Source organism: Streptomyces rectiviolaceus, from assembly GCF_039533825.1.
Taxonomy (GTDB): domain Bacteria; phylum Actinomycetota; class Actinomycetes; order Streptomycetales; family Streptomycetaceae; genus Streptomyces; species Streptomyces rectiviolaceus.
Map to the genome: position 1 here is coordinate 83630 of NZ_BAAAUG010000013.1, position 20464 is coordinate 104093.

At 67.9% G+C, this 20464-nt stretch carries 19 protein-coding genes and 3 pseudogenes; 10 read left to right on the forward strand and 12 right to left on the reverse strand.

Going from position 1 to position 20464, the window contains the following annotated elements; all coding sequences use genetic code 11:
• The first annotated feature begins 43 nt into the window (after nucleotides 1-43).
• Entirely contained in the window at nucleotides 44-1246 is a 1203-nt protein-coding gene (locus tag ABD378_RS03145) for an FAD-dependent monooxygenase (protein WP_344518751.1), read from the forward strand.
• On the opposite strand, the gene ABD378_RS03150 is transcribed toward ABD378_RS03145, so the two are convergent.
• From ABD378_RS03150 to ABD378_RS44115, 3 genes are all read right to left on the reverse strand, one after another.
• Nucleotides 1240-1983 carry an ATP-dependent DNA ligase gene (locus ABD378_RS03150; RefSeq protein WP_344518752.1) on the reverse strand — a complete coding sequence of 248 codons (744 nt, stop codon included), beginning with the start codon at nucleotides 1981-1983 and terminating at the stop codon, nucleotides 1240-1242. The genes ABD378_RS03145 and ABD378_RS03150 overlap by 7 nt on opposite strands.
• Nucleotides 1898-2083, reverse strand: a complete 186-nt coding sequence (locus ABD378_RS03155; RefSeq protein WP_344518753.1) for a hypothetical protein — start codon at nucleotides 2081-2083, stop codon at nucleotides 1898-1900. Before ABD378_RS03155 ends, ABD378_RS03150 begins: the two co-directional genes overlap by 86 nt.
• 198 nt (nucleotides 2084-2281) lie before the next feature.
• Nucleotides 2282-2512 (reverse strand): DUF7701 domain-containing protein, encoded by a 231-nt coding sequence (locus tag ABD378_RS44115; RefSeq protein ID WP_425583808.1) that lies wholly within the window; start codon nucleotides 2510-2512, stop codon nucleotides 2282-2284.
• Between ABD378_RS44115 and ABD378_RS03160 the strand changes: the two are divergent.
• Nucleotides 2488-2703: pseudogene (locus tag ABD378_RS03160) on the forward strand (transposase); the annotation flags it as partial. The gene ABD378_RS44115 and the pseudogene ABD378_RS03160 sit on opposite strands and share 25 nt — an antisense overlap.
• 201 nt (nucleotides 2704-2904) lie before the next feature.
• Here ABD378_RS03160 and ABD378_RS03165 read toward each other — a convergent pair.
• Complete coding sequence (locus ABD378_RS03165) at nucleotides 2905-3168, reverse strand: hypothetical protein (protein WP_344518754.1); 264 nt, start codon at nucleotides 3166-3168, stop codon at nucleotides 2905-2907.
• A 232-nt stretch (nucleotides 3169-3400) separates the two neighbouring features.
• Nucleotides 3401-4264 (reverse strand): immunity 49 family protein, encoded by an 864-nt coding sequence (locus ABD378_RS03170; protein WP_344518755.1) that lies wholly within the window; start codon nucleotides 4262-4264, stop codon nucleotides 3401-3403.
• A gap of 384 nt (nucleotides 4265-4648) precedes the next feature.
• Here ABD378_RS03170 and ABD378_RS03175 point away from each other — a divergent pair, with 384 nt between their 5' ends.
• Entirely contained in the window at nucleotides 4649-5320 is a 672-nt protein-coding gene (locus tag ABD378_RS03175) for an HNH endonuclease family protein (RefSeq protein WP_344518756.1), read from the forward strand.
• Between the two features lie 1169 nt (nucleotides 5321-6489).
• The gene (locus ABD378_RS03180) at nucleotides 6490-8814 is read left to right on the forward strand and encodes an NACHT domain-containing protein (RefSeq protein ID WP_344518758.1); all 2325 of its coding nucleotides are present in this window, start codon (nucleotides 6490-6492) and stop codon (nucleotides 8812-8814) included.
• Nucleotides 8815-8930: 116 nt separating this feature from the next.
• Here the strand turns inward: ABD378_RS03180 and ABD378_RS03185 are convergent, their stop codons facing one another.
• Complete coding sequence (locus ABD378_RS03185) at nucleotides 8931-9383, reverse strand: hypothetical protein (protein WP_344518759.1); 453 nt, start codon at nucleotides 9381-9383, stop codon at nucleotides 8931-8933.
• 130 nt (nucleotides 9384-9513) lie between these two features.
• Nucleotides 9514-10413, reverse strand: coding sequence for an aminoglycoside phosphotransferase family protein (locus tag ABD378_RS03190; RefSeq protein ID WP_344518760.1), 900 nt, complete (start codon nucleotides 10411-10413; stop codon nucleotides 9514-9516).
• 266 nt (nucleotides 10414-10679) lie between these two features.
• Here ABD378_RS03190 and ABD378_RS03195 point away from each other — a divergent pair, with 266 nt between their 5' ends.
• Together ABD378_RS03195 and ABD378_RS03200 are read left to right on the forward strand one after the other, a co-directional pair.
• Nucleotides 10680-11285 carry a hypothetical protein gene (locus tag ABD378_RS03195; protein ID WP_344518761.1) on the forward strand — a complete coding sequence of 202 codons (606 nt, stop codon included), beginning with the start codon at nucleotides 10680-10682 and terminating at the stop codon, nucleotides 11283-11285.
• Between the two features lie 480 nt (nucleotides 11286-11765).
• A pseudogene (locus ABD378_RS03200) lies at nucleotides 11766-12151 on the forward strand (single stranded DNA-binding domain-containing protein); the annotation flags it as partial.
• Between the two features lie 91 nt (nucleotides 12152-12242).
• Here ABD378_RS03200 and ABD378_RS03205 read toward each other — a convergent pair.
• Nucleotides 12243-12632 (reverse strand): RidA family protein, encoded by a 390-nt coding sequence (locus ABD378_RS03205; RefSeq protein WP_344518762.1) that lies wholly within the window; start codon nucleotides 12630-12632, stop codon nucleotides 12243-12245.
• A 72-nt stretch (nucleotides 12633-12704) separates the two neighbouring features.
• On the opposite strand from ABD378_RS03205, the gene ABD378_RS03210 reads away from it, so the two are divergent.
• Nucleotides 12705-13613 (forward strand): LysR family transcriptional regulator, encoded by a 909-nt coding sequence (locus ABD378_RS03210; RefSeq protein ID WP_344518763.1) that lies wholly within the window; start codon nucleotides 12705-12707, stop codon nucleotides 13611-13613.
• Here ABD378_RS03210 and ABD378_RS03215 read toward each other — a convergent pair.
• The gene (locus tag ABD378_RS03215; RefSeq protein WP_344518765.1) at nucleotides 13610-14017 is read right to left on the reverse strand and encodes a MarR family transcriptional regulator; all 408 of its coding nucleotides are present in this window, start codon (nucleotides 14015-14017) and stop codon (nucleotides 13610-13612) included. The genes ABD378_RS03210 and ABD378_RS03215 overlap by 4 nt on opposite strands.
• 1143 nt (nucleotides 14018-15160) lie before the next feature.
• Between ABD378_RS03215 and ABD378_RS03220 the strand changes: the two genes are divergently transcribed.
• Together ABD378_RS03220 and ABD378_RS03225 are read left to right on the forward strand one after the other, a co-directional pair.
• Nucleotides 15161-15961: an SAM-dependent methyltransferase gene (locus ABD378_RS03220; protein ID WP_344518766.1), complete on the forward strand. Its 801-nt coding sequence runs from the start codon at nucleotides 15161-15163 to the stop codon at nucleotides 15959-15961.
• A gap of 416 nt (nucleotides 15962-16377) precedes the next feature.
• Nucleotides 16378-16812 carry a VOC family protein gene (locus ABD378_RS03225; RefSeq protein ID WP_344518767.1) on the forward strand — a complete coding sequence of 145 codons (435 nt, stop codon included), beginning with the start codon at nucleotides 16378-16380 and terminating at the stop codon, nucleotides 16810-16812.
• Nucleotides 16813-16884: 72 nt separating this feature from the next.
• Here the strand turns inward: ABD378_RS03225 and ABD378_RS03230 are convergent.
• Nucleotides 16885-17370, reverse strand: a pseudogene (locus ABD378_RS03230) (transposase family protein); the annotation flags it as partial.
• A 17-nt stretch (nucleotides 17371-17387) separates the two neighbouring features.
• Here ABD378_RS03230 and ABD378_RS03235 point away from each other — a divergent pair.
• Complete coding sequence (locus ABD378_RS03235) at nucleotides 17388-17948, forward strand: dihydrofolate reductase family protein (protein ID WP_344518768.1); 561 nt, start codon at nucleotides 17388-17390, stop codon at nucleotides 17946-17948.
• Nucleotides 17949-18239: 291 nt separating this feature from the next.
• Here the strand turns inward: ABD378_RS03235 and ABD378_RS03240 are convergent, their stop codons facing one another.
• Nucleotides 18240-19238 carry a bile acid:sodium symporter family protein gene (locus ABD378_RS03240; protein WP_386542767.1) on the reverse strand — a complete coding sequence of 333 codons (999 nt, stop codon included), beginning with the start codon at nucleotides 19236-19238 and terminating at the stop codon, nucleotides 18240-18242.
• A 161-nt stretch (nucleotides 19239-19399) separates the two neighbouring features.
• On the reverse strand, nucleotides 19400-20437 hold the full coding sequence (locus ABD378_RS03245) for an NAD(P)/FAD-dependent oxidoreductase (RefSeq protein WP_344518770.1): 1038 nt from the start codon (nucleotides 20435-20437) through the stop codon (nucleotides 19400-19402).
• Nucleotides 20438-20464: the final 27 nt, after the last annotated feature.

Sequence of the window (20464 nt, forward strand, 5' to 3'; positions counted from 1 at the left end):
TATCAGTGTCCATTGGACACAGTTTTTCGAGCGGAGGGATCCCGTGAACAGGAACGTCCTCATCTCCGGCGCGAGCATTGCCGGCCCGGCGCTGGCCTACTGGCTGGGACGCCACGGCTTCCAGCCCACCGTCGTCGAGCTGGCCCCGGCCCTGCGCCAGGGCGGTCACGCCGTCGGCTTCCGCGGCGAAACGCACCTGACCGTGCTGGAACGCATGGGCCTGCTTCCCGAACTGCGCCGCGTCCAGACCGGCGGCACCCCGATGCGCTTTGTCGATGAACGCGGCCGCACACGTCTGGACCTGCCGGCCGAGTTCGCCGGCGGTGAGATAGAGGTGCTCCGCGGAGACCTGGCCCGAGTGCTCTACGAACACAGCGCGCCCTACACCGAGTACGTCTTCGGCGACTCGATCGTCAGCCTCACCGAGACCTCCTCCAGCGTGCGGGCCGACTTCCGAAGCGGAATCTCGCGCGACTTCGACTTGGTCATCGGCGCGGATGGGCTGCACTCCAACGTCCGTCGGCTCACCTTCGGACCGGAGGAGGATTACGTGAGCCACCTCGGCTACTACGCCGCCACCTGGCAACTGCGCAACGACCTGGGAGCAGGAAGGGGGTCGATCGGATACAACGTGCCGGGGCGGTTGGCCTCCGTCGGAACCGACCACCGGGATCCGGCACGGGCAGGGGCATTCTTCGTCTTCGCCGCACCGGAGCTGTCGTATGACCGTCACGACCTCGAACAGCAGAAGCGTCTGATCGACAACGCGTTCTCCGGCCTCAGTTGGGAGGTGCCACGCCTGCTCGACTCGCTGCACCAGGCCCCCGACCTGTACTTCGACTCGATCAGCCGGGCGGACGTGGACACCTGGTCCACAGGGCGCGTGTGCCTCGTCGGCGACGCCGCCTGCGGGGCCACCATCGGCGGCATGGGCACGGGAACCGCGGTGGTCGCCGCATACGTCCTGGCCGGCGAACTCGCGCGAGCCCAGGGCGATCACCTGGCGGCCTTCGCCCGCTACGAGAGCAGGCTCCGCAAGTATGCCGAGGGCTGCCAGGCAGGCGGCGACCGCACCGGTAAGTTCCTCGCCCCCGCCACCGCTACCGGCATACGCCTCCGCAACACCCTGCTGTCCCGGCGCCTGTTGCTCAACGGCATGCTCAAGCTGGGCGAGAAAGTCAGCAGCACCGTGGCCCTGCCCAGCTACCCAGCCGCCTCAGCTGGTGACTGGCACGGTCTTCACTGAGAGCCGGAACCGCCCGCATCGTCAGCCGCTCGGAGCTGCCCCATTCGCCGAGCAATCGCTGGACCGCGGCCACGATCTCCCGGCGACGCCGCGAACCCTGCTCGTCCCGCTGACTGCCACCAGTCGGCCCTGCCTTCATCGCGTGCACTCCCCTTCCGCCAGGTTGGCCAGACAGCCCCCTCTCCCAGGACTGCGGTACGGATGATGGCGGCGTGGCGACGCCGCATCCGAGCACAGCGAGACTCGGATGCTGATCGGTACGGGGTCAACACGCGGGACTTGACAGGGAAGATCAGGTGGGCAGGATTGCGTGCGGATGCCTCTACCGCTGAGCGGCCCCGGCAGCGGGCGCGGGCCTGCAGCAGACCAAAGCCCAACCGGCCGCCTTCATGGACGACCAGCTCGCCATCGAGGACCACAGTGCCGTGCTCGGCCAGCCCGGCGGCGGCGCGGGTGATCTCGGGAAAGGCCGGGCCCAGGTCCGAGCCATTGCGCGACTGGAGATGGGGCGCGCCCGGCCGGGCGAAGACGATCGCACCGTAGCCGTCCCCTTTGGCGTCGTACTGCAGGTCCGGTTGCCGGGGCATGGCTCCGACCGGACGGGCGAGCATCGGCTCCACCGGCGGCCGGAGCACCATCCCACGCGCGCGATCAGGAATCGTGCGCGGAGATGACGAGCTTCCAGCCGCTGGTGGTGCAGCCCTCGTTCGGCGGCGGAAAGCGGTGGCCGCGCACATCGGCGCTGTAGCGGTGGTGCTCCCCGCACTCGCACTCATAGATCCCCAACTCGGGGACGATCTCGCCGGGGCGGTAGACCTGCTCTTCACTGTCGCTCATACATCCGGTCTAAGGGACCGCAGACCCTCGCGCGACTCGGGCGCTCCGGACGGCGCGCTGACCGTTTCCTCGCGCCCCTTTGAGGGCTGCGCTTGCTCACGTGGCTGGGCACGTAGCGAGGACAGCGTGCCACGACGTCACCCTCGCCGGGCGGGGCTATGAGTCGCGCGGCCAGGCAACGCCTGGCAGGTCTCCGAGTCAAAATCGCGGAAGGGCACCAACGCCTTGTGGTGGCTGTTGGCCGACTGCATCCCAGGCTGACCAGGCATCGTGGACATCTTCTTCGGTAAGCTGCTCTCCCTTGGGCCTCAGAGCTCGTAACACGATCTTGTTGAAGTGTCCTGGTCGGGCGTGACCGATGTGATGATCCGGCCGTTCGGGAGGGTGTGAGTACTCGGCCGTGGATCGTGGACGACGACTTGTGGGCACTGATTGAGCGGCTGCTGCCGCCCTGGCCGGAGAATGCGCCGGGGTCGCGACCGGTGGACGACCGGCTGTGTCTGCAGGGCATCCTGTACGTGCTCCACAACGACATAGCCTGGCAACTCCTGCCCCTGGAGCGGGGGTTCGGCTCCGGGCAGACCTGTTGGCGGCGCCTGGACCGCTGGCAGCAGGCCGGCTGGAGACCGCCGGTGGCTGCATCCAGATCCGCGAGCCCGAACGAGGGGCTCTGTGCCGCACCAGGCGCCAGGACATCGCCGACCATGTCCCCCAGGAACGTCAATTTCCGGGGCGCGGGCTTGATCGCGGGCGTGCTCTCGCTGTCCACCGTGTCCTCTGCCGTGTCGATCGCGTCGATGTTGCTCACCGGGCCGGTCCGTTCAGATGTAGGTGACGGGATTACGGGACAGGTGCGGACTGCGGGTGGGCCGCCCGACGCGTGGGTCACCGCGCAGGAGTTCACCTTCCAGGGCGTAGCGACCGCCGTGCTGGGTAATCCCAGTGACCTTCACAACGGCCAGGACCGTGCCCTCGGTGTTGATGATCTGCACCTCGTCCTGGGAGAGGGCCCGGTCGGCGTTGAACTTCCAGATGCCGCGGCCCGCTTCCCAGGCCTGGGTCTCACTCAGATCAGTGAGCAGCACGCTTGGAGTGGTAGGGGCAGGGCCCGGCGAACTTAAGGCGGCCTGGTCGGCCCCCCCCCTGCGCAGAGGGGAATCACTCTGCGGACGAGGGGACCGCCTCCGTTCCCGCCCTCGCGCCAGCCGCCCACCCTGCTGGTGGTCAGCAGGGTGGGCGGGACCTGAAAATTACGTCAGAAGCGGGGCGAGTCCCGGGTGAGCCTCGTTCGCTTGGCGCGATGCCGTCGATGTTGCCTCAGGTGGCGAATTCGCCGAGCCAGCTGTGCTGCAGGAGGTGCTGGGGCAGGTACTCCGACTCGATCTCGATGGGGATCTTTCCGTCGTAGGCCAGGCAGGCGATGGCCAGCGGGCCCAGAGCGATGCTGCCGTCGATGTCGCCCGTGCGGTCCTCGTTCAAGGTCCAGTACATCCGGTGCAGTTGTAGCGCCTCGGCCAGAGCCGGGCTGAAGCCCTCTTCGTCCTTGGTGACGAAGCGGTAGAAGAGATGGATCGGCGGATAGAGGATGCCGTCCAACAGGTCACGCGGGGCAACGGTTGCCGCCGACGGGTCGGACGCTTCGAACGTGGCCGTGAGCTTCTCCACGAGGCCGGGGCGGCGCAGCCAGTAGGTCTGCAGGGTGTCCACCCAGTGGTAGATGTACTGGTCGTACTGCCCTTGCGGAGCGCGCAGGCGGTCCAGCGGGATCGCGCACAGTTGCGTCATCCGTTCCTGGTCGCGGCAGATGACAGCCAGCCAGAACGCCTGCAGCCAGGTGCCCGCATCCGCTGTAGAAAGCGGGCCGACAGCCCGCAAGCTGCGCACCTTGCGGTCGATACGGCACTCCACGGTGCCCTCGCTGACGCCCGTGACGGCAAACAGCGCCGACCCCACCTGCATGGCCGTGACCGCGGCCTCCCACGTCTCCACCGCCGCTGCCCGCGGATCAAGGACACAACGCGCCCGCAGGTTCAAAACCGATGTGTCGAAGTCCCCGTCGATGACGGCCGCGGACTCCTCCAGCTGATCGATCCTGCTGACGAGGTACTGGCCGAGCCGTTGCGCATAGTCTTCGGCCTCGGGCCCTGACGGCAGTTCATGCCGGTCGATGCGAACAGTCACGGATGAATCTCCTCGTTGATGTCGAACCGGCGAAACGCAATTGCTGGCGAACGAAGCCGAAGTGCCCCCGCAATCGACGCACCCAGGTCCAGAGAAGGCTCTCAGAGGCAGGGCCGATCGGCGGAGGCGGGGCAGACTGCCAGTCGCTCCGGCCTGCGACGGTTCTTTATTCCGGCCCGTCCGCGAGGCGGTCATCATGCCCATCAGCAGATGAGCTTTGACTGCGGGGCAATGTGACCGCCAGAGCCGAGGGCGGACCTGATCCCCGCGGGTGGAGGCGATGGAGTTCAGTACAACGTTTCTGCGGTGAACTTCGCCCCCCACACGGCGGAGAGTCCTGCCGAGCTCTTCGGCCACACACGTGTGCACCGTTAAACCTGCAGGGTGATCAAGAACTTCGTTCGCGGCCTCGCCGCGCTCAGCCTGTCCCTGACCCCTCTCCTCGCCCCGGCGCCGACGCAGGCCGCCGGTCCCGCCGAGACCACGACGTTGGCCGACGCCGTGCACCGTATCCCGGTCGCCGGTGAACGCCGCGAGGGCTACACCCGCACCGCCTTCAAGCATTGGAACGCCGGGGCGGTGAAGAACGACGGCTGCAACGCGCGCGCCGAGGTTCTGATCGCTGAGGCCAGTGAGGAGCCGTCCGTCGGCGCGAAATGCAAGCTCAGCGGTGGTGAATGGCTGTCGTATTACGACGCCCAGGAAGTCGAGAACGCCAAGTCGCTCGATGTGGAACACATGGTCCCGTTGGCCGAGGCATGGGACTCCGGTGCCTCCGCCTGGAGCGCGGAGCGCCGGGAGGCGTACGCCAACGACCTGGGCGCCCCGGCTTCGTTGGTGGCCGTCACCGGCCGTGCCATCCGGTCCAAGGCAGATCAGGATCCGTCCCAGTGGCTGCCGCCGCTGCCGGCCGCACACTGCCGGTACGTCTCGGAGTGGGTGGCCACCAAGCTGCGTTGGGACCTGGCAGCCGACCCGGCCGAGCTCGACGCCATCAGCGTCTTCGCCTCCGGCCAGTGCAAGGACACGGCGGTCATTTACACCGCCGCCCTGTAGCCGATCGTGCCGTCGCCGAGCCGGTGCTGCAGGAGGGCGTAGGTCGAGGTCGGCAGTCCTGGCAGGCAAGGGTTGGTTCACAGACAGATGGCACCGGTGGCGGGACAACGACCCCGTTCCAATGGCGGAAGTCGCTACCGGTGCCGATCTCTCACCAGGGCCGTCGCACCGACACGTGGTCCCACGTCACACCCCGCTCGACTCGGGTCGGCGTGCAGGGGGAGGCAACCGACAGCACGTCTGCGGCTCGGACGTCCCCAGCATCCACTGGTGCCGGAGGCGTCCCGACAGGTCAGGGTGTAGGCGAGGCCTCGGTCAGTGACATCCAGTCTCGGACCGTCTCCTGGTGCGAACCGTTGGCTGTGCGGCCCCTCGTCCTACTCACCCGAGCAGGAACGCCGTGCTCCGTCGAGGACGCGAGGGCCGTGGCTAGGAGGCCGACGGCATCGGCGACCTCGTCGCCCACCCGCAAAGACGCGTACGGACGCATCAGCAGTTCGAAGCCAGACCGTCTCCAACGGAGGATCGTGGTGATCGACGGCCGTCACGTGCACGAGAGTGGGTTGCACGCCGACGCGGCAGACGTCTCCCGCCTTCAGCTGTTCGGGGGGGGGAGGGTCGGTGCGAAACAGCTCGGCCTCTACATCAGGCGAGACGCGCCCACCGCTGCCTACGCCCAGGGCGACGATCCCGTTCCAGTGCCCGAACTCGCCGTCGGTGTCGATTTCCCACCATGGCCATCGCACCGCCACGTCGTCCCACGAAAGGCCCCGCTCGACCGTGGTCGTCGTGAAGGGACACGCGACCGACAGCACGTCGCCGACCCGGAAGTCCCTCGCATCCATCATTTGGCCAGGGTAAACAGGTCACCTCGGCGGTCTGCACAGTCTGCACAGGCCCACCTGCCGGAGCGCCGCTCGGTCCTGTGAGCCACCTGACAACGCTCACACGGGCCAACCAAGAGATTCTGAACGCGCTTCCGTGATGACTACGGTCAGTGCTCGGTCGGGTCGTACCGCGTCGAGCCGACCCACTGCGAAAATCAAGGTCACAACCGCTCTGCCAGCCTATCGGGTGGATTGCGAACCAGCCCTCCAGATCTGCTGCACCCGTCAGACACGATGCGGTGTATGCGACGGGGGGCTTCATGGTTCCAGCGAGTGCTGTGGGTGGTCGGCCTGGCGTCGGCGTGCTCCGGTCTGGCCGTCTTGTGGTGGATGGCAGACCAACTGCGCGGCCCTCTGGACAAGTTGACCGAAGTGCTCGGCGTCGGCGTCGGCGCCTTGGGAGTAATTGTCGGCGCGGCCGCGCTCGCGGTCTCCTGGCTCGGTTACCGGGCTGACCGGCGTGAGTACGCGGTCGGGCTGCCGGTCGGCGGTTTCGCGGACGCGTTGGCGCTGGCGGTACGCGACCAGTGGGAGGCCGAAGCCCGGCTGCGGCGCCTGAACGACCCCTACCCGCTGCCCGTGTCCTGGCGTCCCGCCGACGCAAGCCTAGTGGAGCCCTGGCCCCTGCTCCTCCAGATGGCCAATCGCTACGCCCCGCAGAACCAGTGGGCCTCGCGCCCTGAGGACCTTGTCGGCACCGACACCGAGATCACCGACGTCTTCACCCACCGCGTTCCCGGCCGCCGCCTGCTCGTCTTGGGTGAACCCGGAGCCGGCAAGACCATACTGCTCGTCGTCCTGCTGCTCGGCCTTCTCGACCGACGCAGCCCCGGGGATCCCGTTCCGGTGATCTTCCCGCTCGCCTCGTGGAACCCCGTACAGAGCCTGGAGAGCTGGATGGCAAGCCGGCTCACGGCCGACTACCCGGCGCTGAGCCAACACCCCACTGAGTTCGGCAGGCGGAACACGGCCCGAGCCCTGCTGGACAACCGGCTGATCCTCCCGATCCTGGACGGGCTGGACGAACTCGCTCCCGCCAGTCGCAGTACCGCTCTCACCGCCATCAACGCCGCCCTTCCCCCGGGCCGTCCCGTGATCCTCTCGTCCCGGAGCACCGAGTATGCCCAGGCGCTGCACCCCGACACTGGAGTCCCCCAACGCCTCAACGGCGCCGCGGGCCTCGTCCTTGAGCCACTCACCCCGGGCACCGTCGCCACTTACCTACGCCGGGACGCCGGCGGCGAGGGCACCCCGGCCGCCGACCGCTGGAACCCCGTCCTCGACCACATGCCCCAACTGCCCCCACTCGCCATAGTGCTCACCACGCCCTTGGCACTGTTTCTGGCCCGGACGATCTACAACCCTCGCCCAGACGAAGCCGGCCCCCATCTGCCCGACCCCGTTGAACTCTGCGACACCGAACGCTTCCCCGACCAAACAGCCCTGCGCACCTACTTGCTGAACGCCTTCATCCCCGCTGCCTACCGACCCCACGCCCTCCACCCCTGCCGCTGGACACCCGCCCGAGCGGAACACGTCCTGCGCAAGGTGGCACAGCATCTGGAACGCAGACGACACGGGACTGTGGACATCGCTTGGTGGGAGCTGCGGTACGCCCTGCCTGCCCCGGTGCTCACAGCGATCACCGGAGCCATAGTCGGCCTGTTCACGCTCATGCTCTCGGCGGCGGGCCGTGCCATCACGTTCTACGAGGCGTACCACCCGGGCTACCGATTGCTCTACGACAACTGGGCGGTCAGATGGCTCTTCGGCTTCAAGCGCTTCCCCAGCTCCATCCTCAACGTGCTGCCACTCCCGTACACGAACTACGGCCACCCTGTCGAAGACTGGTGGCTGCTGTTCCTCGACTATCCAACCCGTGGTGTGGTGAGTGCCTCGGCCTTCATCGCGTTCGGCTTCGTCGTCAGCGTTGTCGCACGACTGAGAAGCCGCTTCGTTCCTGCCCGACGCCTCCGTTGGTCCTTCAACTCGCGCGCTCTAGCTCTGAGTCTGTTCTGCTCGCTCCTCATCGGAGTGCTTCTTGCATGGCGATACGGCCCTCTGGCCGTCCCCTGGGCCATCATCGGCTTCTTTGCCTGCACCATCGTCGCCGGTTTGACGGCGCTACCCGCCCATGCACGTAGTGCTGCGACACCCGCTGCCCTGCTGCGTGAAGATCAGCGCAGTTTCGCGCAGTTTCTGCTTGTACCTGTTCTTGTCTGGAGCCTTCTCCTCGGCCCCGGCATTGCGCTCGGCAACACCGCAGTCAACGTGTCCCGGCTTCTGGGCATCTCCGTCATGTTCACCGGAAGTGGTGAAGGTTTCTGGGTCGGATGCGTCCTCGGCCTGGCCCTCGCGTTGAATCGGACCGCCACTGGACGCTTCCTCCTGATCCGCCTGTACCTGGTCTTCCGCTGGAGGCTTCCGTGGAATGTGATGGCGTTTCTCGACGACGCCCACCGTCACCGCGGCGTACTGCGGCAAGTCGGATCGGTCTACCAGTTCCGGCATGTCGACCTCCAGCGGCACCTGTTAGCCCTGGAGGAGCCGCCGCCGACCCTGTCGGCTGCGAGTGCTCCGCCGCCCTCCACCGATCCGCCGGCATGACCGAGACAGTGCGGCCAGGACTTACCCAGCGATCCTTTACGAAGCTCGGCCGTCCCGTCCCAGGAACGTAAGGCCCTATCTGGCACCGCTTGCCAACTAGAGCGCTCACACGTGTGTCAGTGGAACCAGACGACAAGGCGTACGTTTTCCGAGCCGTGCACCTCACTGAGGATGGACATGACGCGCCAGACTCGGCCCCAGCCGGAGTCGGTCCCCGCGGCCGCGGCGCGGCTTCGCGTGCCGGAGGCGTCTGTCTCCTGCCAGTCGGTGGCCGCGAGCTCAGCCCACGTCAGCCAGGTGGTGCCGTGCACATCGTCCGGGCCGCCGTAGGCCGCGAACTGACCGCGCAGCCCGTCCGAGGCGTCGTCCGGGAGGCCGCGGCGCTCGGCCAGGGGGCGGAAGCCGAAGGAGTTGCGGATTCCGAAGAGGCAGGCCAAGCCGTCATAGGCGTTGCCCCTGTTGAGCAAGAAGAGATCGATGCCGGCTTCCCACACGGAGTCCTCGTCCTCCGGACCCCAAAGTCGGGCCCCCGGCCGACACTCGATCATTCCGCTGACATCGGTCGACATGCCGCGATCCTGCCTGAGCTCGGCGACCATCGCATGCGCATTTCACTCACGGCACTGCCCCAGACTCCTGGGAGGCGATCTGCAGCACCTGACGTGTCAGAAGCCGCTGGCCAGATGGGCCGATCCTCGCTTAGTGCTCTAATTGAAGAACACGATCGAGCGCTGCCCGGCCTGCGGGTCCCCATGTCGGCTTGCCGCCAGGAAGGCCACGGTCTCCGTTCTGGCCCATCAGCATGAGGAACAGGCTTTTCATAGCGGCCAGCCCGCGGGCGCGCCGGATCGCCGCCTCGTCTGCATGCGCGTATGTGTCGAAGAACCGTGAGGCCGTGCCCGCGGGAAGCAGCACCCATCCGGCGGCGAGGTCCCAGGCCGGATCGCCGGCGAACATGGCGCCGAAGTCGACGATGCCCGAGAGCGTTCCGTCCGAGACGACGACGTTCGCGGGATGGAGGTCGCCGTGCACCCACACCGGCGGGCCCTCCCACTCGGGGGCCGCAACGGCATCGTTCCAGACGGCCCGGACCTCGTCGGCAATGCCGCCGGGAACAACGGCTTCAAAGAAGTAGTCGAAGCTGTCCGTGCACTTCTTGGGGTGAGCGCCGAAGTCCGAACTGATCGGCGCGTCGGCCGGTGCCTCCACGTGGAGCGCTCTGAGGAAGCCCGCCAGTGTGTCGGCCGCATGGGCGCCGCGGCTGATCAGGCCGTGGTCCAGAGGCTCGCCGGGAACCCATGTCATGACGGTCCAGTGCTTGGGGAAGCGCTCGGACGGTTCCCCGAACCGCACCGGGGTCGGCACTGGGAGCGGCAGGCGCGGGGCCAGCACGGGTAGCCACCGTCGCTCCTTGAGCTGGAGTTCCGGGGTGGGGTCCATGCGCTGCATGCGTACGGCCAACTCGTCCCCGAGACGCCACATTTGATTGCCCCAGCCGCCCGCCACCTCGCGGATGGCCAGCCCTGCAAGGTCTGGATGCTGCTCCACCAGCAGGTCGCGCACCAGGTCTGCGGTGATCTCGATCTCGGAGTCGGTCATGCGAAGCCACGGTACTGGGGCAGTCGGAGCGGCTCTCGCTCTCTGGAGAATCTTGCCCCTCAACCTTCCCTGCGAGAGATCAGTCACCGGCATCACGTTCGCAATCGCCCAGCCAGCCACGCGCACCAGTCCGCCCCCACCATCTCGCGGCCTGTGAGTGACAGATAGGCCGCTCGAGCGCCATAGTTGGCCCTTGAGCGCGCTGCTGGCCCCAGAGAGGGGCGGTTGGCCCTCAGGGGTGAGTTCTCCTGTCCTACGCTGACCCGATGGGTGTGGGGATAGAGGTGCTGATCGTGGACTGGCCGAGCGTGGAGGCGTTCGCGGCCGACGACCGGGAAGCGCTGCTGACCGATGCCGCCTTCGGCGAGGTGTACAGCGATGACCTCTTCGAGCATGGCTGGTCGTGGCCCGCACAGCCGGGCACGGATTGGTACGGCAGGTATGCCTTGCGCAACACGTGTGGTTCGTACAAGCCGCACTTTTGGGCCGGCCACCGCTGGGAGCACATGCGGGACTTCGCCGAGCCGAAGGTGCGTGACCTGCTGGACCGGTTCAACGACGTCCTGTTCTGGCATGGCTTGGAAGACGTCACCGGGGTCAGTTCCGAACTCCCGGAACGGTCGTGCACGTGGGACTCGGACCTGTTGCTGGGATGTCCGCCCGAGTACGTGCCGCTGATCGCGGCGTGGTGGCGACAGGCTGCGCCCCAGCTGGAATCGCTGCGCGAGCCGTTCACCCGGCATGCCGCGGAGCCTGGCGACAGCGGGTGGATCGCGACCTTCGAGTCGTTTGCCGACTTCCTCACCGACTGGGGAGAGATCGTCACGGAGGCGGAGCGCCGTGGCTGGGGCATCGTCGGCCTGCGCTGCTGACCGCCACCAACCGCTTCAAGATCCGCATCGCAGCAGCAGTGAGCGGCACTGACCAGGTAGCTCTTCGCTGCCTTCACCATCCAGGATCGGGTGACACTTACCGCAGCCTCGCCCACACTCTGCCCCCTCGGAACGCCTACAGCTCACGCCCGTGACTGAGCAGGGACTTGGCCCTTCGGGCCACCTAGGCTGCACGGTCCCAACGGGTTGCGGATGCGCGCGGCGGGGCGCACGTCGTCGAGGCGCGGTGGCGCGTCACGCTGCTGGCGCAGGACGCGGGCGGGTGGGCGCGGCTGTGCCGGATCGCGTCGGCCGCCCACGCCCGGCCGGTGTACGGCGTGCCGGTGGCGGCCTGGCCCGTGCTCGAGGAGCACCTCGGCCACGGCCTGGTAGTGCTGCTCAGTCCCGGCTCGGAGTCAGTGGCTGCGCTCATCTCCGGGCGCCCCGATCTGGCGGAGGAGCTGCTCGCGCCATGGCGGAGGATCGCGGAGGCGCGACCTCGCCTTCTTCGAGGACTCCCACTAGGCCTGCGCCACGTCATTTTCCATTCCGGGCTGCTGCTGGTCCGCGGAACGGTGGAGGCGCGCGGTCCGCGCCGCACCATGGTCGGCGAAATGGTCTGGGACTTGGAAGCAGTGGCGGCCACCCGCCGCGATCACGGCCCTCAGGCCGCCCTCGACCTGATCGGCCACACCACCACCGCGCCCACCACGCCCGTGGCCGCAGGCGAGGGGGCCTCGGGCCGGGCACTCCAGGACGGCACCGCCGGATCCCAACTGCACGCGTGGGCTGATCTCCAGCCCACCGGCAGCCGTGCGGCCGACCTGCGCCGCCTTGGCCACCGCTCCTCCGGATCGGCGGGCTGACGATGGCCAGCACCCCGGTCCGACGGGCAAGCGCCACACGGTGCATCGCCCGGGTCCACTTCGCGTCTCCCAGATCCGCTTGCGCGGGCGGTCACGCGGTTGCCTGCCGTGCGTACACCTCGATCTCGATCTTCATACGGGGATCGGCGAGGCCGCACATGAGCATCGTGGCGGCCGGTCGGGCCTGGCCGAAGGCGCGGCGCAGCACCGGCCAGCAAGGCTCGAAGTCGGCCCTGTCGGGCAGCAGATAGCGCACCCGCACCACGTCGGCGAAGGTGCACTTCGCCTCGGCCAGCGCAGCCTCGATGTTGTGGAGGCACTGCTCGGCCTGCTCCACCACGTCCTGGGAGATCGTCATGGTGGTGTAGTCGAAACCGGTCGTCCCGGACACATGGACCCAGTCTCCGTCGACCACGGCGCGGGCATAGCCGATCTGCTCTTCGAAGGTCGAGCCGCTGAGGATGGAACGTCGCTCTGTCATGCGCCGAACGCTAAGTGACCAGCACAGATACGTCTAATACACCTTCAGGCATGGGGTGATATCTCTAAGCGTATGGAGCGCCCTGAACTTCCCCTTCCGCAGCTGCACGCCTTCGTCGTGCTCGCCGAGGAGCTGCACTTCAGCCGCGCCGCCACCCGCCTGGGCATCGCCCAGCCGCCACTGAGCCAGCAGATCCGGCGTCTGGAGGACAAGGTCGGCCACGCGCTGTTCAGCCGCGAACCGGGGCGCATCACCCTCACCCCGGCGGGCAGGGAACTCCTCCCCGCCGCACGGCAGGCCCTCACCGGCCTCGCGAACGGCCTGGCCGTAGCCCGAGAAGTCGGCAGCGGCAGGGCCGGCCGCCTGCGGATCGGCTTCGCCGCCTCTCTCGCCCTGACCGTCCTGCCCGGCCTGCTGCGAACCTTCCGGGAACGGTTTCCCGCCGTGGAGCTGGACATCCATGAAATGACCACCACGCCTCAACTGGCCGCTCTGCGCGAGAGGACCATCGACATCGGCCTGCTGCGCGAGCCGCCGGCCCACGACGCGGAACTCGATTTCGCGACCGTGCTGAGCGAGCCGTTCGTGGCCGTCCTGCCGTCCACGCATCCTCTCGCGGCGCAACGCGTCGTCCGCGTCGAGCAGTTGGCAGGCTGCCCCTTTGTGCTCCTGCCCCGCGCCGTCGGCCCGCCGCTGTACGACCAGATCACCGGCCTGTGCACCGCGGCAGGCTTCACACCCCGGGTGGCTCAGCACGCCGTGGAATGGCAGACCGTCTGCGCCCTGGTGGAAGCCGGCCTGGGCGTATCACTGGCACCGCAGAGCATCCGCCGCATCCGCCTCAAAGGGGTCGCCTTCCGCAGGATCGAAGCCCACGCCACTCGCACCCGAGTCGCCGTCGCCTGGCGCAAGAACGACTCAAGTCCCCTGATCCCACGCCTCCTGGCGGCTCTCGACCAAGCTCCGCCGGACAGGCCCTAGGAGTTCCCGGCGCCCTCCACGTTGGCGACCATCCTGCGCAGCACCTTGCGCGCGGCCACGTACTCCTCGTCGCTGGTGCCTTCGTGGACCACGGCACGCACCTCGGTCGCCAGCTCGCGCAGCCGCACCCTGGCAGGCTCCCCTGCGTCGGTGAGCTGCAGGCGCTGCCCGGCGCCGATCCGCAACCAACCGCGGTGGACCAGCTGGTCGACGACTCGCGCAATCTCGTGCGGCCCGTCCGCGACGGGCGTCAGATGACCGACGACTTCCTCGCGGCTCGGCGCCTCGGGCCCGCCATTCACGCAGTTCAACACCCAGTACTGCGGCTGCGTGGCCAGCATGTCGTCGGCAGCAGCAGCCGGACTGGCCGGGGCCTGGTCAGTGATCCCAGTCAGCGGTTTCATGATCGTGACCCTAGCTTCGTATCGCGTGAGGCCAAGAAGTGGCTGATTCGGTCAGGACGTTCCCTGGGGCTGTGGGGTGTGTGTAGTGTCGTCGATCCCGTCGCTGGTGGTCATCCGGACTCCGGGGTGGCTGGCGATGTATTCCAGGGCCTGGTCGAGGTACTTGAGCCAGAACGCCTGGCCTGACCGCTGACGAACAAGTGCAGGGCCAGGGACATGACCCTGCCGGCCGATCCGGCGTGGAGCTGGTCAAGTTGGTCCTTGACCATCTGCACGAAATCCGGCCGGCCCGCTCAGGGCGTGCATCGTGGAATCGCCGAGCTCGTCCAGCTTCAGGGCGTACGGCACGTCAGCGTTCCGGGCACGTTGAGCCGGCAGGGCCGGTCGTCGTTCGTCCAGTCCAGGACATAGTTCAGGCCGAGCTCGGCGAGCAGCGCCGGGGTCTGGAACGTCTCGGTCAGGGCGGCCCCAGCCAGCCGTGCGGCGGGCGCTGCCCGGTGGCCTTCACGATGGTGTCGACGACACTCGTCAGACAGGCACGCTCGTTTCGTCGGCCGGATCGGCCTGCAGGTTGGAATTGTTCTGGCCGCGGGCCAGCGGCATGTCTCCTCCTCTTCGCGCCGTTGGACCCACCGTCGTCCGCACTCGGTGCGTGCGCGGTGGGTGATCTCCTGGATCAGGGCCGGGAGGGTTGCCCCCCAGGCGCCAGCGTTGCCGGACTCCCCAGCGAGAGCGCGTCGGCCTCGATGCGGGTAGGTGCGCCACAGGGGCAAGGCCACCCCCCCTGCTCAGCCAGTCCGCAACGTGCCCTGCGTTGACGAAGACCCGCAGCACCAGGGCACAGGGGCCTCCGTCCCGCATGCCGATGGTCAGCCTCCGAATTTCGGAAGTGATACCGCCGCACTGCCTCGGTTCCGAAGACCCGTACGCCACCTCCAGGTGCCCGCTCACCCAGGCCGGTCCCAACGGTCAGGCAGCCGCCTCCTCATCGTGGTTGCTGGCCCGCCTGAGCACCTGACGCTCAATCAACTTCACGTGACCCGCCCCTCGATGGCGCCGTGGCGGTGTCAAGCTGTTCGAGCAGCGGCTCGACCCGCTGTAGCGTCTGAAGACCATAGTCAGCGGTGAAGAGCGGAGCGGCCCATGCACAACGCAGGCGATCGGATTGACACCTCCACTGCGCATTCGGCGCGGGTGTACGACTACATCCTGGGAGGCAAGGACCACTACCTTGTCGACGCAGAGGCAGGCGACGCCATGTGCCAGCACTGGCCGGCGCTGCCCGTGCACATGCTGGAGAACCGGCGGTTCATGCACCGTGCCGGGCGCTTCCTCGCCCAGCAGCACGGCATCCGGCAGTTCCTCGACATCGGCACCGGCCTGCCCACAGCCCCCAACCTGCACGAGGTGGTGCAGGAGGTGGCACCGGAGTCCCGCGTCGTCTACGTCGACAACGACCCCATCGTCCTGGCTCACGCCCGCGCCCTCCTGCAGAGCTCGCCGGAGGGGGCGACCGCCTACATCGACGCTGACATGCACGACCCGGACGCCATCCTGGACAGTCCCGAATTCCGTGCGCTGATCGACCTGAACGAGCCGGTCGGCCTGATGATCATTGGGATACTGCACTTCATCCTGCCGCCGGACGACCGGCGTCTGGTGCGGCGACTCCTCGAACCGCTGCCATCGGGCAGCTTCCTGGCGATGACCATCGGCACCGCCGACTTCGCACCCGAAGAAGTCGGCCGGGTGGCCGAGGAATACACCCAGCAGGGCATGCCCATGGCGCTGCGCGACCTGCCGACCGCCACCTCCCTCTTCGACGGAATGGACCTGGCCGACCCAGGAATCACCCAGGTCCACAAGTGGCGGCCGGGCCCTGAACAGGACGGCATCGATGACCGGGCCATCGCCATGTACGGGGCAGTGGCCCGCAAGCCCTGACACGTCGCGCCGCCCGGGGAGTCCCACCCCCGGCGCCCCGACGGCGCTCAGACCCGCAACTCGGGGGCGGACCGTCGGTGGTCAGCCGGGACGCCTCCGGTGGGCCCCGGTGGGCGTCTGGCGCGCACCTGGCCAAGCGAAAGTTCTGGCGACATCCCCCGTGAGGCTCCGACTCAGTGCCGTACGGCGTGCGCACCGCACTATGGGTTGTCCCGCAACTCATGTCACCCTGAGGGTGGTTGGTCAGGACCGGATCCTGGGGACCACTGGAGCGCTCCGCCGCCACGGTCGCGTCGTTCCCGTGGACTGGGTTTGTCACTTGGTGTCCAAGGCTGCCCAGGAGGCGACGGACGACGGGCGGATCCTCCTGGGGAAATGAGCGGCAGGGTCCTCCTGGCACGCGGTACGGTGCGCCGATGTCAGCGATCAAGAAGTTCCAAGTCACCTTTGACTGCGCAGAACCTGAGCGCCTCGCTCGCTTCTGGTGTGAAGTGTTGGGGTACGTCATACCGCCGCCACCGGAGGGGCTCACCACCTGGGACGATTTCAACCGCACCCTGCCGCCCGAGAAGCAGGGATCATGGTTCGCCTGCAGTGATCCCTCAGGCGTGGGCCCGCGCCTGTACTTCCAGCGCGTCCCTGAAGGAAAGATCGTTAAGAATCGGGTGCATCTCGACGTCCGGGTCGGCACTGGGCTCGTGGGGGACGAGCGCCTCGCCACGCTCGAAGCCGAGTGCGCACGGCTGGTCGCGCTCGGTGCGACCCACGTACAAACGCTGTACGCCGATGAGGAAAACGAGTCGTGCATCCCGATGCTGGACATCGAGGGCAACGAGTTCTGCATCGACTGAACATTCTCCGAGCCGGCGAGGTGGGGAGCCACCTTCCTTAGGCCTCTCTGGTCTCGTATGGGGCGGGAGCCACCCCGCCAGGGCGAGGTTGTCCAGCCGGGCGATGCCGAGCATCGCGGGGTAAACACCGTCGCCTTCCAGACGACAGTCACGAAGGATCTTCCATGACTTCATCCGCGCGAAGACGTGCTCGACGCGGGCCCGGACCTTGGGGTGAGAGGTGTTGTGCTCCTCTCTCCAAGCCGGCGGTTCGGTCTGGCCGCGTTCACGGCGGTGCGGAATGAGCAGGCCGGTTCCCCGATAGCCGCCGTCCGCGATGACCGTGGCCCGGTCGGCGACGGCCTTCGCACCGGAGAGTTCCCACGCCCGGCCGTTGTCCTGACGACAATCGAGCCCTTCACTGAGAACCCGGACGGTTTCGGACAGCGGCGGTCCCGGCGGATATCGACCGTCGGATCGTTCAGTGTCTGCGGCGCCCGAACGGTCCGAGATGCGCCGATGAGTTTGGGGCGTCCGTCTGGTCTGTCTGTGCAGCGGGTGCTTCCGCGCCGGCACGACGAGCGAAGGAGCTCCAGATGTTGGACATCGAACCGCAACAGGCCGCCGGCAAGGTCCTCTTCCACTTCAGCATGTCGCTGGACGGGTTCGTGGCGGGACCGAACCACGCCATGGACTGGCTGACCGGGGTCACCGGCCGCGAAGGTGTGGAAGAGGAGTACATCGAGACCACCGGCGCGGTCCTGGGCGGGCGGAACGGCTGGGACCGCGACCCGAACGCCCGACCCTACAGCGAGGACTGGAAGGGCGCGATCTTCGTCCTCACCCACCACCCCGAAGACGCCACGCCCGCCGACGGCGTCACGTTCCTGAACTGCGACGTGGCCGAGGCGGTACGCATCGGCCTGGAGGCCGCCGACGGCAAGAACCTCGAAGTCCTCTCCCCGACGATCGGCCGCCAACTGCTCGAACGCGGCCTGATCGATGAAATCGACCTGCACATCGCACCCATCCTGCTCGGTGACGGCATCCGGCTCTTCGACAACCCCGGCGGCCAGCCGATCCGGCTGCGGCACGCCCACGGCTCACACCCCTTTGCCGAGGTCGATGTGCGCTACCACCTCGCTGCAGAAGCGTAGGAACCGCGCCAGCCCCGACCGGACCGTGCAGGTTCGGATGCCGCCGGGCCAGCTCGGGCGACTGTCCAGGCAGCGGACCCACCACTACGAGGACTCGCTCGCCAGAGTTCCGGCCCGAGTCCCGCATCTCGCCGCGGAGATCCCCGCGAGCACGTCGCGCTCCACCACCCGGCCCTCCTCAACTCCCGGGCATCCGCTCCCGCGTCGCGGCCCACTCCTCGGGTTCGTCACCCCCCTTGGTCACCCCTGTGGCCGTGAATCACGCTGTCGCACCGGGCCCCATCGCTGGGGTCACAGCCTGTCCCGGCCGACTGCGGGCCGCCTCCGTGCCGGCCACGGAAACCGCCGCGGACCCACCCGCTTGCTCGGCGTCCCACTCTCGGCTGCGGACGCCGGAGGTGCTCCCGCGCTGCCGGCGGCAGTCTCGGCCGGGGCGATGCGGCGCAGCAGGAAGCCGGCGGTCAGGGCCATGACGAACATCGCCACCGCGTACACCGCCGAGGGGATGGCCATCCGGGTGCTGTCCAGCAGCGAGGGGCTGAGGGCGATCGCCATCGACAGCGTGGTGTTGTGCATGCCGATCTCGAAGCAGGTGGCGACGGACTGCCGGTGGTCGCCGCGGGCCAGCCGGGTCGCGCCGTAGCCGAGGGTGAGGGAGATCGCGCCGAAGAGGAAGACGACGAGGCCGACGTCGGCGAGATAGCCGAGCACGTTCTCCCGCTCGGCGGCTAGCGCGGCGATGATGATGCCGACGAGCGCGGCAATCGCCGTCACCTTGACGATCCGCGTGGAGCGCTCCGCGAAGCCGGGACGGCGGTGTCGGACCAGCATCCCCGCCGCGACCGGCACCAGCACGATGAGGAAGACCTGCAGTGTCTTGTCGAAGCGCAGCCCCAGCGCCTCGTCCGTGCCGGTCATGAAGTGGTCGAGGGAGAGATTCACGACGATCGGCAGCGTGACGACCGCGATGACCGAATTGATCGCGGTCAGCGTGACGTTGAGGGCGACATCGCCGCCGAAGAGATGGCTGAAGATATTGGCCATCGTGCCGCCGGGAGAGGCCGCGAGCAGCATCATGCCGACGGCCAGCGCGGGACTCAGGTCGAAGGCCAGCACCAGGCCCAGACAGGCGGCGGGCAGCAGCACCAGCTGGCAGACGAGCGCGACGGCCACAGGCCGCGGATACGCCGCGATCCTGCGGAAGTCGGCCACACACAGGCCCAGTCCGAGACCGAACATGATCACGGCGAGGACGGCAGGCAGCAAATAGGTGGTCAGCGGCGAGTCCACGGGAACAGACTCCGGGAAGCTGCTCGAAAAGTCCACGACCATACAGAACAGCTCCCCGCACGGCGCCCGTTGGCTGTGTCAGCGTCTGCGGATGCCGTTCGCGATGACTTCGGGAGTCGCCAAGCCCGGACCTTCTTGATCAATGCCGTCGAGAAGTGATGTCAGCGAGCGCGCGGGCGGCAACGCTGTAGCTCGGGGGCTGGCCTGCCGGTCACGAGTTCGTCGGCGATGAGCCGTCCGACGGTGGGTGCCAGGGTGATGGCGGAGTGCATGACGGCGACATAGACGGATCGATCGTTTGTTGCGTAGCCGATGACGGGTCCGTGCGCGGGCATGGGGCGTTGGCCGGTGCGGTAACCCAACAGGCGGCACTGGTCGCTTCCTTGGAAGGCCGTCTTCAGGTGCTGGAGCGCGTCTTGAGCGGCCTGCGCCAACGCTGCTGTGCCTTCAACATGCGGCACTACCAGCAAGAGGTCGCCGTCCCGTACCTCTCGGACCTCGAAATCAGGTCTGGCCACGATGGTCTTGACCAGGCCAGGCGGTGCTGTGACCCGCGCGAGGGTGGCCGGGGAGGCAGCAATGGCCAGGTCCGCCGAGAGCGGCTCGCAGAGCTTGGGGACGCCTGTTCCGGCAGTGAGCACTACGGTTGCGGCGGCGTGGAGACCGGTCGAGGTCAGCACTCCCCCGACGCGTCCGCTGGTTACCTGCAAGGAGGTGACCGCGGTGTTGTGCAGCACGGTAGCTCCATGGGCGCTGGCGGCTGCTACCAGTGCGTATGCCAGGGCCGTTGGGTCGACGCCTGCGTCGCTCGGGGTGTGGATGGCCTGGTCGGGCGGGTGTCGGAGGTTGGGCTCCAGGGCTGCGATGTCACTTCGTCCGATACGGAACTGGCCTGGCCCCGGCCGTGAGTCCTGCGCCGGTGTATCGGCCCAGGACAGCGAGCCGGTCCGGCGGACGGTGACATGGGGTAGTTCGTTCTCCAGGCGTCGGTAATCCGCCAGGGCGTACTCGCGGAGGTCTTGAGCTCCGCCGGGCCAGTGACCTCCCGAGCCGCGGACCCAGGCGAACGAGTCTCCCGTGACCCCGGTGGCCGGTGCAGGCCCCTGCTCGAGCAGGGTGACCGGGATGCCCCGACGAGCCAGGTGGTAGGCCACTGAAGAGCCGACGATTCCCGCACCGACAACAACAACGGCTGACATGAGGTCCTTCTCGATAGGTCAACGACC

Coding starts and splice junctions, on each gene's coding strand:
- ABD378_RS03220 (WP_344518766.1), top strand. CDS start 15,161: ATGCACAACGCAGGCGATCGGATTGACACCTCCACTGCGCATTCGGCG.
- ABD378_RS03190 (WP_344518760.1), bottom strand. CDS start 10,413: ATGACCGACTCCGAGATCGAGATCACCGCAGACCTGGTGCGCGACCTG.
- ABD378_RS03215 (WP_344518765.1), bottom strand. CDS start 14,017: ATGAAACCGCTGACTGGGATCACTGACCAGGCCCCGGCCAGTCCGGCT.
- ABD378_RS03205 (WP_344518762.1), bottom strand. CDS start 12,632: ATGACAGAGCGACGTTCCATCCTCAGCGGCTCGACCTTCGAAGAGCAG.
- ABD378_RS03225 (WP_344518767.1), top strand. CDS start 16,378: ATGTCAGCGATCAAGAAGTTCCAAGTCACCTTTGACTGCGCAGAACCT.
- ABD378_RS03210 (WP_344518763.1), top strand. CDS start 12,705: ATGGAGCGCCCTGAACTTCCCCTTCCGCAGCTGCACGCCTTCGTCGTG.
- ABD378_RS03185 (WP_344518759.1), bottom strand. CDS start 9,383: ATGTCGACCGATGTCAGCGGAATGATCGAGTGTCGGCCGGGGGCCCGA.
- ABD378_RS03195 (WP_344518761.1), top strand. CDS start 10,680: ATGGGTGTGGGGATAGAGGTGCTGATCGTGGACTGGCCGAGCGTGGAG.
- ABD378_RS03245 (WP_344518770.1), bottom strand. CDS start 20,437: ATGTCAGCCGTTGTTGTTGTCGGTGCGGGAATCGTCGGCTCTTCAGTG.
- ABD378_RS03150 (WP_344518752.1), bottom strand. CDS start 1,983: ATGTGCGCGGCCACCGCTTTCCGCCGCCGAACGAGGGCTGCACCACCA.
- ABD378_RS03155 (WP_344518753.1), bottom strand. CDS start 2,083: ATGAGCGACAGTGAAGAGCAGGTCTACCGCCCCGGCGAGATCGTCCCC.
- ABD378_RS03235 (WP_344518768.1), top strand. CDS start 17,388: ATGTTGGACATCGAACCGCAACAGGCCGCCGGCAAGGTCCTCTTCCAC.